This window comes from Aeromicrobium sp. Sec7.5, assembly GCF_036867135.1.
In the GTDB taxonomy this organism is placed as follows: domain Bacteria; phylum Actinomycetota; class Actinomycetes; order Propionibacteriales; family Nocardioidaceae; genus Aeromicrobium.
The window spans coordinates 2,438,832-2,450,429 of record NZ_JBAJIJ010000001.1; the positions used below are offsets into that span (position 1 = coordinate 2,438,832).

The following is an 11,598-nucleotide window of genomic DNA, read 5'->3' on the forward strand; positions in this document are numbered from 1 at the left end:
GGCGCTGCCGACCCTGCTCAGCGACCGGCGTAGTTGGGGGCCTCGACGGTCATCTGGATGTCGTGCGGGTGCGACTCCTTGAGGCCCGCCGACGTGATGCGGACGAAGGTGCCCTTGGTCTGCAGGTCGTCGATCGTGCGGGCGCCGACGTAGAACATCGACTGGTGCAGGCCACCCACGAGCTGGTGGGCGACGGCACCCACCGGGCCGCGGTAGGCGACCTGGCCCTCGATGCCCTCGGGGACGATGAGGTCGTCGCTCGTGACGTCGGCCTGGAAGTAGCGGTCCTTCGAGTACGACTTCTTGCCGCGGGAGGCCATGGCCCCGAGCGAGCCCATGCCGCGGTACGACTTGTACTGCTTGCCGCCGACGAAGATCAGGTCGCCCGGGCTCTCCTCGCAACCGGCGAGCAGCGAACCGACCATGACGGTGTCGGCGCCCGCGACGAGCGCCTTCGCGATGTCGCCGGAGTACTGCAGGCCCCCGTCGGCGATGACCGGCACGCCGGCCGGGCCAGCCGCGAGCGACGCCTCGTAGACCGCGGTGATCTGCGGGACGCCGACGCCGGCCACGACCCGGGTCGTGCAGATCGAGCCGGGGCCCACGCCGACCTTGACCGCGTCGACGCCGGCGTCGACGAGTGCCTGGGCACCGGCGCGCGTGGCGACGTTGCCGCCGATGACCTGGACGCCGTCGAACGCGCGGTCGTCCTTGATGCGGCGGATCATGTCGAGCAGGAGGCGGGCGTGGCCGTGCGCGGTGTCGACCACGAGGACGTCGACGCCGGCCTCGCGCAGCTGGTTGGCGCGCTCCCAGGAGTCGCCGAAGAAGCCGACCGCGGCGCCGACCATGAGGCGCCCCGACGAGTCGTTGCTGGCGAGCGGGAACTGCTCGGACTTCACGAAGTCCTTGACCGTGATGAGTCCGGCGAGCTTGTCGTCGGCGTCGATGATCGGGAGGCGCTCGCGCTTGTGCTGGCGCAGCAGCGACTGCGCCTCGTCACGCGTGATGCCGACCTGGCCGGTGATGAGCGGCATGGGGGTCATGACGTCACCGACGTGCGTGGTGGCCCACTCGGCGACGGGGGTGAAGCGCAGGTCGCGGTTGGTGATGATGCCGATCAGCGTGCCGTCCTCGTCGACGACGGGCAGGCCCGAGACGCGGTACTCGCCGCACTTGGCGTCGAGGTCCTCGAGCGTGGCCTTCGGGCCGATCGTGACGGGGTTGGGGATCATGCCCGTCTGCGTTCGCTTGACCAGGTCGACCTGGTACGCCTGGTCCTCGATCGAGAGGTTGCGGTGCAGGATGCCAATACCACCCTCGCGGGCCATGGCGATGGCCATCCGGGACTCCGTGACGGTGTCCATCGCGCTCGACAGCAGCGGGATGCGGAGCGTCAGCTCACGCGTCAGGCGAGCGGTCGTGTCGACCTCGCTCGGGATGACGTCGGTCTCGCCGGGCAGCAGCAGGACGTCGTCGTAGGTGAGTCCCAGCATCTGGAACTTGTCGGGGATTCCACCACTCATGACGTCATCGTACGCGCCCCGGGCGACCGCCCCGGACGCAGTGAGCGTCGTGTGCGACAGGTCACCACGACCGAGGTCGGACCGTCAGAGACCCGTCTTGCCGTCGGCCCAGTAGGGCTGCGTGCGGATGCTGCGACGGTCGATCGTCGAGAGGTCCAGCAGCACGCGGCGTTGCCGCTGGATCGACTGCCCGTGGCCGGCGAGGTAGACCGTCGTCGAGACGTCGAGGTCGCCCGCGTGCTGCTGCAGCCAGGCCTCGGCGTCGAGGCCGTGGGCCCCGGTCCGGGGCACGACGGTGGCCGCAGGCACGAGATCACGTGTGGCCTGGACGTCACCGGGATCGACCTCCAGCAGCGCGCCGAACGGGCGGGCCCGGAGCGCACACCGGTCGCCGAACGCCATGGCGAGGCTGATCACCGTGGCGTCGCCCACGACCAGGACGGGGTTCACGCCGTCCTCCCAGCGGAAGTTCTTCTTCGACCCCCACTGGCACACCGCGACGTCATCGCCCTCGCTCCAGCCCAGGATCAGCTCCTCACCGGGCCCGGACCCGTGGCGATGGACGATGATCGACAGCTCACCGCTGGCGGCGTCGATGCGCGCGGGCGTGTAGTGCCGGAACTCGGTGCGACTCGTGCGGAAGGCGGTGGAGTCGCCCGGCACGAACGTGGCCTCCCGGAAGTCGTCGGACCCGAGCACGAGCTCGATGAGCCCGTGCCCGAGGTCGCGACGACGCACCAGGGTGGTGGCGTGCGCCGACTTCATGACCTGGTCGGCCAGGAATCCCGGCGTCCGGAGCGCCATGGATCAGAGCAGACCCTGCGCGGCGGTCGTGAACCGCGTCAGGAGGTCGGCCGCCGTCTGGTAGGTCGGCGGGTAGACCGAGGTCCACGGCGTGTACGCGTCGTTCTTGGCAGCCGTGATGGTGGCGAACACGGGCTGGGCCTTGAGGGCCTGCACGCCGGCCTGGCCCTGGCGGTCGTCGACCAGCACCAGGTCGGCGTTGTACTTGTCGGCGTCCTCCCAGCTGAGCGTCTCGAAGTAGCCCTGCGCGTCCGGGTTGTCCGGGATCGTGATCGGCAGTCCGAGCGTCTCGACCCAGTAGTTGAGGTCCTGGGAGACGGCGGGGTTCGAGACGTAGAAGCTGTCGACCGAGCCCGAGACCGCGAGCGCGGTCTTGCCGGCCGCGGTGAGCTGCTCACCGAGGGCCGTGGCGGTGGCCGACGCCTCGTCGAAGGCGGCCTGGCCCGCGGCGACCTCGTCGCTGTCGAGGTCCGCTCCGAGCTCCTCGGCCAGCTCCTGGACCTCCTCGATCTGACCGGTCAGGTCGAGACCGTCGTAGTTGGCGACGACGATGTCCCACTGCTGGCCGAGGCTGTCGTGGATCGGCTTCGACATGTACCAGTAGTCGCCCTCGATGTAGCTCGAGGTCACGATGAGGTCGGGGTCGAGCGCCGCGACCTTCTCCTCGTCGATGTCGCCGTAGTCGCCGGCTCCCGTGACGTCCTCGACCGAGGCCGGGTCGAGGCCCTGGGCCTGGCTGTCGACCCCGCCGTCGGGACCGTTGAGCGGGCCGAACGTGCCGACGATCCGGTCGCCGAGGCCCAACTGGGTCAGCGCGGCGGCGATCGTGGTCTGGGCCACGATGCGCTCCGGGCCGCCGTCGGCCAGGTCGACGTCGATGCCGTCGGTCTGGTCGACGCTGCCGTCACCGGAGTCGGAGTCGGAGCCGCACGCGGCCAGGGGCAGGAGCAGGAGAGCGCCGACGAGGGCGCCGGCGAGGGATCGAGTCTTCATATGAGGAAGGGTACCCTGCCCTAACTTCGAATGGACCCACCACCCCGGTTGCCTGCCTCACACCACGACGACGACGAACGGCCCGCCCCCGGTGAGGGACGGGCCGTTCGTACGAGCGGGACGGATCAGTGGCTGTGACCCGCGTGCGCGTCGCCCTCGTCCTCGGCCGGCTTCTCGGCCACGAGGGTCTCGGTCGTCAGCAGCATCGCCGTGATCGAGGCGGCGTTGGCCAGAGCCGAACGCGTGACCTTGACCGGGTCGAGGATGCCCTGCGCGAGCAGGTCGCCGTACTCGCCCGTGGCGCCGTTGTAGCCCTGGCCCGACTCGCGGACCTTGCTGACCACGACCTCGCCGGCGGCGCCGCCGTTGCGGGCGATCCACTCCAGCGGGGCGTCGGCGCCCTTGCGGACGATGCGGACACCGAACGCCTCGTCGCCGGTCAGGCCGAGGTCACCCTCGAGCACGGCCACGGCGTGGACGAGCGCGGAGCCACCGCCGGGGACGATGCCCTCCTCGATGGCCGCGCGGGTCGCCGAGACGGCGTCCTCGATGCGGTGCTTCTTCTCCTTGAGCTCGACCTCGGTGGCCGCGCCGACCTGGATGACACAGACGCCGCCGGCGAGCTTCGCGAGACGCTCCTGGAGCTTCTCCTTGTCCCAGTCGGAGTCGGACAGGTCGATCTCGGACTTGATCTGCGCCACGCGGCCGCTGACCTCGGCGGCGTCGCCGCCACCCTCGATGACCGTGGTGTCGTCCTTGGTGACCACGATGCGACGGGCGGTGCCGAGCACCTCGAGGCCGACCGAGTCGAGCTTCAGGCCGACGTCCGGCGTGACGACCGTGGCGCCCGTGAGCGTCGCGATGTCCTGCAGGATCGCCTTGCGACGGTCACCGAAGGCCGGGGCCTTGACCGCGACCGAGGTGAACGTGCCGCGGATCTTGTTGACGACGAGCGTGCTGAGCGCCTCGCCCTCGATGTCCTCGGCGATGACGAACAGCGTCTTGCCGGCGGCGATGACCTTCTCGAGCAGCGGCAGGAGGTCCGAGACGGCCGAGATCTTGCCGCTGTGCAGCAGGACGTACGGGTCGTCGAGGACGGCTTCCATGCGCTCGGTGTCGGTCACCATGTAGGGGCTCAGGTAGCCCTTGTCGAACTGCATGCCCTCGGTGAAGTCGAGCTGCGTGCCGAGGGTGTTGGACTCCTCGACCGTGATGACGCCGTCCTTGCCGACCTTGTCGAACGCCTCGGCGATGAGCTCGCCGATGTGCGCGTCACGGCTGGAGACCGTGGCGACCGCCGTCATGTCCTTGACGTCGTCGACCGTGCGGGCGGTCTCGTGGAGCTTCTCGACGACGGCCGCGACGGCCGCCTCGATGCCCTTCTTGAGGCCGACCGGGTTGGCACCGGCAGCCACGGCGCGCAGGCCCTCGTGGACCATGGCCTGGGCCAGCACGGTGGCCGTGGTGGTGCCGTCACCGGCGACGTCGTTCGTCTTGGTGGCGACCTCCTTGGCGAGCTGGGCGCCGAGGTTCTCGAAGGGATCGTCGAGCTCGATCTCCCGGGCGACGGTCACGCCGTCGTTGGTGATCGTGGGGGCGCCCCACTTCTTGTCGAGCACGACGTAGCGGCCCTTGGGGCCGAGGGTGACCTTGACGGTGTCGGCGAGCTTGTCGACGCCGCGCTCGAGGGCGCGGCGGGCGTTCTCGTCGAACTCCAGAATCTTGGGCATGGTGAGCCTTTCGGAGCGAGATGTGGGTGGGGAGAAGCAAGCGCCCCGGCGCCCGTGCCCACGAGGTGGGAGGGCGGCCGGGGCGTCAGCGCATCAGGAGATGACGGCGAGGATGTCGCGCGCCGAGAGGATCAGGTAGTCCTGACCGGCGTGCTTGACCTCGGTTCCGCCGTACTTGCTGAAGATGATCTTGTCGCCGACGGCGACGTCGATCGGGACACGGTTGCCGTTGTCGTCGATGCGACCGGGGCCCACGGCCACGACCTCGCCCTCCTGGGGCTTCTCCTTGGCGGTGTCCGGGATGACGAGACCGGACGCGGTGGTCTGCTCGGCCTCGCTCGTCTTGATGATGAGACGGTCCTCGAGCGGCTTGATAGTCGACACTGGTCGACCTCCCCTTCTTCGTTCTGAGAGTGGAGTCTGTGGGTGCTTCGGGTGAGCTGCGCACGTCGTCGCGGGAGCCGTGCACGGCTGGCAATCTCACAGGGAGAGTGCCAGTTCCGACGTTAGCAGATCGCTGGCACTCGGTGAACCCGAGTGCTAAGCGCACGTGGCTCGTTCCTCGCCACTCACTCGGGCTCGGGCGCTGGGCGCCCTCCCCCTGGCGCTTCTCGTCGCTGCGCTCCTCGCCATGGCTGGGCCGGTTCTGACCGCCTCCGCAAGATGAACGGCTCCGACACCCACCGCTCCTGGTCCGTGCCGCTTGTCCTTCGCAACCGCTGCCCCGCACTCCCCCGATACGCTCCGGGGATGGACCTCGCGACGTTCGAGCGGTTGCTCGCGCCCGAGGGCCAGGAACTGCTGGCGGAGATCGCCGAGCGTGCCGGGGTGGAGTCCGACCTCGGACTGGGCACCCGGCTGCGCAAGACGCACGCCAACGACCTGGTCGCTGCGGCGGTCACGCAGAACCACCTCCGCGGGAAGGCCGCATCCAAGCTGGGCGTCGACGCCGCGCACCTCTACTTCACGCACGACGCGCTCGAGCAGGCCACGCGTCACCGCGTCGCCGCGCACCGGGCGCAGCGGCTGGCCGACTCCGGTGCCACGTCGGTCGTCGACCTGGGCTGCGGGATCGGCGCCGACCTGCTCGCGTTCGCCCGGGCCGGCCTGCGCGTCCGAGGCGTCGAGCAGGACCCCGTCCGCGCCGCGATCGCCGCGGCCAACCTCCGCGCGCTCGGGCTCGAGGGGGAGGTCGAGGTCGGCGACGCCACCCGGACCGACCTGCGGCCCGGCGAGACCGCTTTCGTCGACCCGGCCCGACGGACCGGCAAGGGGCGGGTGTTCGGCACCGCCGACCTCCAGCCGCCGTGGGCCTGGACCCGCGAGCTGCTCCGCGAGCGCGCCGTCGCCAAGGTCATGCCCGGCCTCGCGCACGGCGACGTTCCGGCGGGGGTCGAGGCCGAGTGGGTCAGTGACGGCGGCGACCTCGTCGAGTGCTGCCTCTGGGGCAGCCCGTACGCCCGCACCCGCCGGCGCGCGACCCTGCTCCCGTCGGGAGCCACGCTCGCCCTGCAGGACGAGCCCGCGGTCGTCGCACCGGTGGGCGCCTACCTCTACGAGCCGGACGACGCCGTGATCCGCGCCGGCGTCGTGGCCGAGCTGGCGGCGGACCTCGGCGGCTGGCTCCCCGACCCCCACATCGCCTACGTGAGTGCCGACCGTGGCGACGTCACCCCGCTCGCCCGCCGGTTCGCGGTCGTCGGCGAGCTGCCGTTCCGCGAGAAGCCGCTCAAGGCGGCGCTCCAGCAGCGTCGCGTCGGCACGCTGACGATCAAGAAGCGTGGCGTGCAGGTCGTGCCCGAGGAGCTCGTCAAGCGGCTCAAGCTGTCGGGCCCGAACCGGGCTACCGTGGTCATGACGCGCGTCGACGGCCAGGGGCGCGCCTTCCTCGTCGAGCCGCTGAGGCCCTGAGTCGCGCGGCGGGCCTACGCTGACGCCATGCAGGTCGACCTCAACGCCGACGTCGCCGAGAGCCCGGACGACCTCGCGCTCCTGGACGTCGTGACCAGTGCCAACGTGTGCTGCGGGGCCTACGCGGGCGGCATCGACCTGATGCTCGCGGCCTGCACCCGGGCCGTCGAGCGGGGTGTCGCGATCGGGGCCCAGGTCGGGTACGCCGACCCCGAGGGCTTCGGACGCCGCGCCCAGGACCCCGACACCGACGAGCTGATCGAGTCGCTCCGCGAGCAGATCGACCTGCTCGCCGAGATCGCCGACTCGGTCGGAGGGCACGTCGCCTACGTCAAGCCGCACGGCGCGCTCTACAACACGGTCGTCACGGACGAGGCCCAGGCGACCGCCCTCGTCGAGGCCGTCGCCCCGTACGGGCTGCCGCTGCTCGGCCTCCCCGGAGCTGCCTCGTTGCGCATCGCCGCGGCCGACGGGATGCCGGTCGTCACCGAAGGATTCACCGATCGCGCCTACCTGCCGGACGGCACCCTCGTGCCTCGCTCGGAGCCCGGCGCCGTCCACGACGACCTCGCGACCGTCGTGGCCCAGGCCGTGCGACTCGCGCCGCAGGTCGACTCGCTGTGCGTGCACGGCGACTCCCCGGGCGCCCTCGACCTCGCCCGTGCGGTGCGCGCGGGTCTGGAGGACGCCGGCCACACGCTCCGGTCGTTCGCGTGAGGCTGCTGCCGGCCGGTGACCGCGCGGTGCTGCTCGACTGCGCCGACCCCGACGAGGCGCGGGCCTGGCACGCCGCCCTGGTCGACGCGGCCGACGTGACCCTGGGCGCCCGCACCGTCCTGGTCAGGGGTGAGCCGGCCGAGACACGCCGGCTGGTCACGGCCGCCCGCCCGCGCGAGGTCTCCACCCGGCCGAGCACGGAGGTGGTCCTCGCCGTCGTCTACGACGGTCCCGATCTCGACGAGGTCGCCCGCCTGACCGGCCTCACGGTCGAGGAGGTCGTCACCGCACACACGGGCACCACCTGGGACGTCGCCTTCACGGGCTTCGCGCCGGGATTCGCCTACCTGACCGGCGGGGACCCGCGCCTGCACGTGCCCCGCCGCGACACGCCGCGTCCCCGGGTGCCGGCCGGTGCCGTGGGACTGGCCGGACCGTACTCCGGGGCCTATCCGCGGGAGTCCCCCGGTGGCTGGCAGCTGCTCGGCCGCACCGACGCCACGCTGTGGGACCTCGACCGCGACCCGCCGGCGCTGCTGCGACCGGGCACCCGCGTGCGGTTCGAGGTCGCGCCACCCGAGGCCGAGCTCGAGGAGCAGGCATGAGCCTGCGCGTCACCGAGCTCCTCGGGTCCGCCCTGGTGCAGGACCTCGGACGACCCGGCCGCTCGGGCATCGGGGTGTCGCCATCAGGCGTCTTCGACCGCCGGGCCGGCCGCCAGGCGAACGCCCTCGTGCGCAACCCCGCCGACGCCGCGGTGCTGGAGGTCATCGGGGCGGTCACCCTGCGCGCGAGCCGGCCGACCACCCTCGCGGTCGCCGGCGCACCCGGCCCCCTCGCGATCGACGGCGTGCCCGTGTCGTCGATGCGCACGCTCCACCTCCCGGCCGGCGGCGCGCTGACGATCGGCGCCGCCGTGGTCGGGCTCCGCCGGGTCGTCGCGGTCCTGGGTGGGGTCGCCGCCGAGCCGGTGCTCGGCTCGCGGTCGACCGACACCTTGTCCGGCCTGGGGCCGGCACGTCTCGCGGCCGGATCGTCCGTCCACGTCGGACTCGGCGCCGCCGGACCCGACCTGCGCCAGCTCGACGTCGGTGTGCCCGGCATCGGCGACCTCACGGTGCGGGTCGTGCTCGGCCCGCGTGACGACTGGTTCGCCTCCACCGCCGTCGACACGCTGCTGCGCACCGGATGGTCGGTGTCCGACCGCAGCGACCGCATCGGGGTGCGCCTGGACGGGCCCGCCCTCGAGCGTGCCGTCGACGGCGAGCTGGAGTCCGAGCCCGTCCTGCGCGGCAGCATCCAGGTCACGTCAGCGGGCCTGCCGGTCGTGCTGGGCCCGGACCATCCCGCCACGGGGGGCTACCCCGTGATCGGCGTCGTGGTGGACGCCGACACCGACGTCCTGGCCCAGGGGGCACCCGGTCGGGTGGTCCGGTTCCGCCGCCACCCCGCTCCCTGAGGGGGCGGTGAGTGTTCCACGCTGGGTGCGCCACGGCGCTGAGGGGCGGTGAGTGTTCCACCGCCCCAGCGCTCGGGCGGTGGAACACTCACCGCCCGACCGTTCGTGGGTGGAACACTCACCGCCCCCGCTTGGTCAGGCGACGATCGAGGTGACCGGGAGGCCGGAGTCGGCCCGCAGGTCGAAGGGCGAGGCCGGGAGGCCGCGGCGCACGACCTCGGCCCCGAGCGCGGCGACCATCGCCCCGTTGTCGGTGCACAGGCCCAGGCGCGGCACCCGCAGCTCGATGCCGGCCTCGGCGCAGCGCTGCTCGGCGTACCAACGCAGACGCGAGTTCGCGGCGACACCGCCGCCCACGACGAGGGTGCCGACGTCGTGCACCAGGCACGCCTCGACGGCCTTGGCGGTGAGCACGTCGCAGACGGCGTCCTGGAACGAGGCGGCGACGTCGGCCACCACGAGCTCGCGCCCGGCGAGCTGCTCACGCTGCACATGTCGCGAGACCGCACTCTTCAGGCCGGAGAACGAGAAGTTCCAGCGGTGCTTCTCGTGGTCGCGTGACGCCGTCAGGCCCCGCGGGAACGACACCGAGCGCGGGTCACCGTCGGCCGCGACCCGGTCGATGTGCGGTCCGCCCGGGTACGGCAGGCCGAGCAGCCGGGCGACCTTGTCGAACGCCTCGCCGGCCGCGTCGTCGATCGTCTGGCCGAGCAGGGTGACATCAGTGGCGATGTCGTCGACCAGCAGGATCTCCGAGTGTCCTCCGCTGGCGAGCAGCGCCACGACACGTCGGTCGAAGCGGCCGTGCTCGATCTGGTCGACCGCGACGTGCGCCGCGAGGTGGTTGACGCCGTAGAGCGGCGTGTCATGGGCCAGGGCGAGCGCCTTCGCGCCGGCGATGCCCACGAGCAGCGCGCCCGTCAGGCCCGGTCCGCTCGTGACGGCGATGCCGTCGATGTCGGCCATCGTGAGGCCGGCCTCGTCGAGCGCGCCCGTCAGGGTGGGCACGAAGGCCTCGAGGTGCGCGCGGCTGGCCACCTCGGGCACGATCCCGCCGAAGCGGACGTGCTCGTCCATGCTCGACGCCACGACGTGCGCGAGCAGCTCGGTGCCCCGGACGATGCCGACACCGGTCTCGTCGCAGGACGACTCGATGCCGAGGACGACGGGTTCACTCACGCCGCAAGTGTCCCACTCCCGGCCCGACCGCCGGGCGGTGGACCAGCCACCCTCCGACGCGGCCGGAAGGTGGCTGACGCACCGCCCGACGTGCGGACTACTCCGCGATCGTGACCTTGCGGTCGAACGCGACGTAGCCGGCAAAGTCGGTGCCGACCCGCTCGACCGCGCCGGGGAGGAGGTCGGGGTACGACCAGGCGCCGTCGGGGAGCTTGTCGCCACCGTTGCCGACGTCCCAGTACTGCGTGTCGCCCTTCCAGGGGCAGTGGTAGGCGGTGTCGCTCGTGGCGAACTCGCCCTCGGCGAGGCTCGAGGGCGGGAAGTACCAGTTCCCCTCGATCTTGACGAGCTCGTCGCTCGGAGCCTCGGCCAGGACAGTGCTGCCGTAGACGGCCTTCATGGTGCCTCCTCAGGGTTCACGACCAGTGTGGCCCCGGCACCCTGAAAGCGCTCAGCCGTTCTCGCGCTCCGCGCTCAGCCGTTCTCGCGCTCCGCGCGGCGGGCCGCCTTGGCGGCCTTCTCCTCCGCGTCGAGGCGCGCAGCCTCCTCGGGCGTGGGCGCGAGGCCACCGAAGCGGGCGGGCGCCCACCACTGTCCCTCGGGGCCGATCGGGTACTCGGCGATCGCGTGCTCGAGCAGGCGCGTCATCTCCGCCTTGAGCAGCGCGGTCTCGGCGACGGGGTCCTCCCCCGTGACGGCGAGCGGCGCCCCCACGTGCAGGCCGATCGTCTTGCCACGGCCGAAGATGTCCGACTCGTGGTCCTTGGTCTTCATGAGCTGCGTGCCCCACGTGACCATCGGGATCAAGGGCACGCCCGCCTCGGCGGCCATGCGGACCGCTCCGGTCTTGAGCTCCTTGATCTCCATCGACCGACTGATCGTGGCCTCGGGGAAGATGCCGACGATCTCGCCGGACCGCAGGTACTCGACCGCGGTGTTGTACGACTGCTCGCCACTGTCGCGGTCGACGCTGATGTGGTGGAACGAGCGCATGAGGCGCCCCGATGCGCCCTCGAACGCCTCACGCTTGGCCATGAACCGCACGAGCCGCTTGCTCGGCTGGGCGGCGAGCCCGTCGAACACGAAGTCGACGTAGCTGATGTGGTTGGCAGCGAGCACGGCACCACCGGTGCGCGGGATGTGCTCGGTGCCCGAGGTCTGGAACGTCATGCCCAGCACCTTGAAGAGGGTCTTGGCCGTCACGATGACGGGCGGGTACGTCACGTCGCGCATGCCGACACCGTAGTGCACACGCGTGCACCGTCGTGGGCCGGAAAGC

12 protein-coding genes are annotated in these 11,598 nt (G+C 71.8%); 4 read left to right on the plus strand and 8 right to left on the minus strand.

Annotated features, from left to right (window positions below; translation table 11 throughout):
- Nucleotides 1–17: 17 nt before the first annotated feature.
- From guaB to groES, 5 genes are all read right to left on the minus strand, one after another.
- On the minus strand, nt 18–1,526 hold the full coding sequence (guaB, locus tag V6S66_RS12225) for an IMP dehydrogenase (RefSeq protein WP_334207018.1): 1,509 nt from the start codon (nt 1,524–1,526) through the stop codon (nt 18–20).
- Between the two features lie 84 nt (nt 1,527–1,610).
- Complete coding sequence (locus V6S66_RS12230; protein WP_334207019.1) at nt 1,611–2,330, minus strand: siderophore-interacting protein; 720 nt, start codon at nt 2,328–2,330, stop codon at nt 1,611–1,613.
- A gap of 3 nt (nt 2,331–2,333) precedes the next feature.
- Nucleotides 2,334–3,323 carry an ABC transporter substrate-binding protein gene (locus tag V6S66_RS12235; protein WP_334207020.1) on the minus strand — a complete coding sequence of 330 codons (990 nt, stop codon included), beginning with the start codon at nt 3,321–3,323 and terminating at the stop codon, nt 2,334–2,336.
- Nucleotides 3,324–3,448: 125 nt separating this feature from the next.
- Nucleotides 3,449–5,053 (minus strand): chaperonin GroEL, encoded by a 1,605-nt coding sequence (groL, locus tag V6S66_RS12240; RefSeq protein ID WP_334207021.1) that lies wholly within the window; start codon nt 5,051–5,053, stop codon nt 3,449–3,451.
- 93 nt (nt 5,054–5,146) lie between these two features.
- Nucleotides 5,147–5,437, minus strand: coding sequence for a co-chaperone GroES (gene groES, locus V6S66_RS12245; RefSeq protein WP_290581703.1), 291 nt, complete (start codon nt 5,435–5,437; stop codon nt 5,147–5,149).
- A gap of 366 nt (nt 5,438–5,803) precedes the next feature.
- Here groES and V6S66_RS12250 point away from each other — a divergent pair, with 366 nt between their 5' ends.
- The 4 genes from V6S66_RS12250 to V6S66_RS12265 are packed head-to-tail and all read left to right on the plus strand — an operon-like array spanning nt 5,804 to nt 9,140.
- Nucleotides 5,804–6,964, plus strand: a complete 1,161-nt coding sequence (locus V6S66_RS12250; protein WP_334207022.1) for a class I SAM-dependent methyltransferase — start codon at nt 5,804–5,806, stop codon at nt 6,962–6,964.
- 27 nt (nt 6,965–6,991) lie between these two features.
- Nucleotides 6,992–7,681: a LamB/YcsF family protein gene (locus V6S66_RS12255; RefSeq protein WP_334207023.1), complete on the plus strand. Its 690-nt coding sequence runs from the start codon at nt 6,992–6,994 to the stop codon at nt 7,679–7,681.
- The gene (locus V6S66_RS12260; RefSeq protein WP_334207024.1) at nt 7,678–8,286 is read left to right on the plus strand and encodes a 5-oxoprolinase subunit B family protein; all 609 of its coding nucleotides are present in this window, start codon (nt 7,678–7,680) and stop codon (nt 8,284–8,286) included. The genes V6S66_RS12255 and V6S66_RS12260 overlap by 4 nt, the downstream gene beginning before the upstream one ends.
- Nucleotides 8,283–9,140 carry a biotin-dependent carboxyltransferase family protein gene (locus V6S66_RS12265; RefSeq protein WP_334207025.1) on the plus strand — a complete coding sequence of 286 codons (858 nt, stop codon included), beginning with the start codon at nt 8,283–8,285 and terminating at the stop codon, nt 9,138–9,140. The genes V6S66_RS12260 and V6S66_RS12265 overlap by 4 nt, the downstream gene beginning before the upstream one ends.
- Before the next feature lie 135 nt (nt 9,141–9,275).
- Here V6S66_RS12265 and tsaD read toward each other — a convergent pair whose 3' ends face one another.
- From tsaD to V6S66_RS12280, 3 genes are all read right to left on the minus strand, one after another.
- Nucleotides 9,276–10,319: a tRNA (adenosine(37)-N6)-threonylcarbamoyltransferase complex transferase subunit TsaD gene (tsaD, locus tag V6S66_RS12270; RefSeq protein WP_334207026.1), complete on the minus strand. Its 1,044-nt coding sequence runs from the start codon at nt 10,317–10,319 to the stop codon at nt 9,276–9,278.
- A 97-nt stretch (nt 10,320–10,416) separates the two neighbouring features.
- Nucleotides 10,417–10,719, minus strand: coding sequence for a DUF427 domain-containing protein (locus V6S66_RS12275; RefSeq protein WP_334207027.1), 303 nt, complete (start codon nt 10,717–10,719; stop codon nt 10,417–10,419).
- Between the two features lie 74 nt (nt 10,720–10,793).
- Complete coding sequence (locus V6S66_RS12280) at nt 10,794–11,552, minus strand: lysophospholipid acyltransferase family protein (protein WP_334207028.1); 759 nt, start codon at nt 11,550–11,552, stop codon at nt 10,794–10,796.
- Nucleotides 11,553–11,598 lie beyond the last annotated feature (46 nt).

Bases quoted from the DNA above. Each gene is read 5' to 3' on its own strand.
- guaB (WP_334207018.1), bottom strand. From the start codon at position 1,526: ATGAGTGGTGGAATCCCCGACAAGTTCCAGATGCTGGGACTCACCTAC.
- V6S66_RS12230 (WP_334207019.1), bottom strand. From the start codon at position 2,330: ATGGCGCTCCGGACGCCGGGATTCCTGGCCGACCAGGTCATGAAGTCG.
- V6S66_RS12235 (WP_334207020.1), bottom strand. From the start codon at position 3,323: ATGAAGACTCGATCCCTCGCCGGCGCCCTCGTCGGCGCTCTCCTGCTC.
- groL (WP_334207021.1), bottom strand. From the start codon at position 5,053: ATGCCCAAGATTCTGGAGTTCGACGAGAACGCCCGCCGCGCCCTCGAG.
- V6S66_RS12250 (WP_334207022.1), top strand. From the start codon at position 5,804: ATGGACCTCGCGACGTTCGAGCGGTTGCTCGCGCCCGAGGGCCAGGAA.
- V6S66_RS12255 (WP_334207023.1), top strand. From the start codon at position 6,992: ATGCAGGTCGACCTCAACGCCGACGTCGCCGAGAGCCCGGACGACCTC.
- V6S66_RS12265 (WP_334207025.1), top strand. From the start codon at position 8,283: ATGAGCCTGCGCGTCACCGAGCTCCTCGGGTCCGCCCTGGTGCAGGAC.
- V6S66_RS12275 (WP_334207027.1), bottom strand. From the start codon at position 10,719: ATGAAGGCCGTCTACGGCAGCACTGTCCTGGCCGAGGCTCCGAGCGAC.
- V6S66_RS12280 (WP_334207028.1), bottom strand. From the start codon at position 11,552: ATGCGCGACGTGACGTACCCGCCCGTCATCGTGACGGCCAAGACCCTC.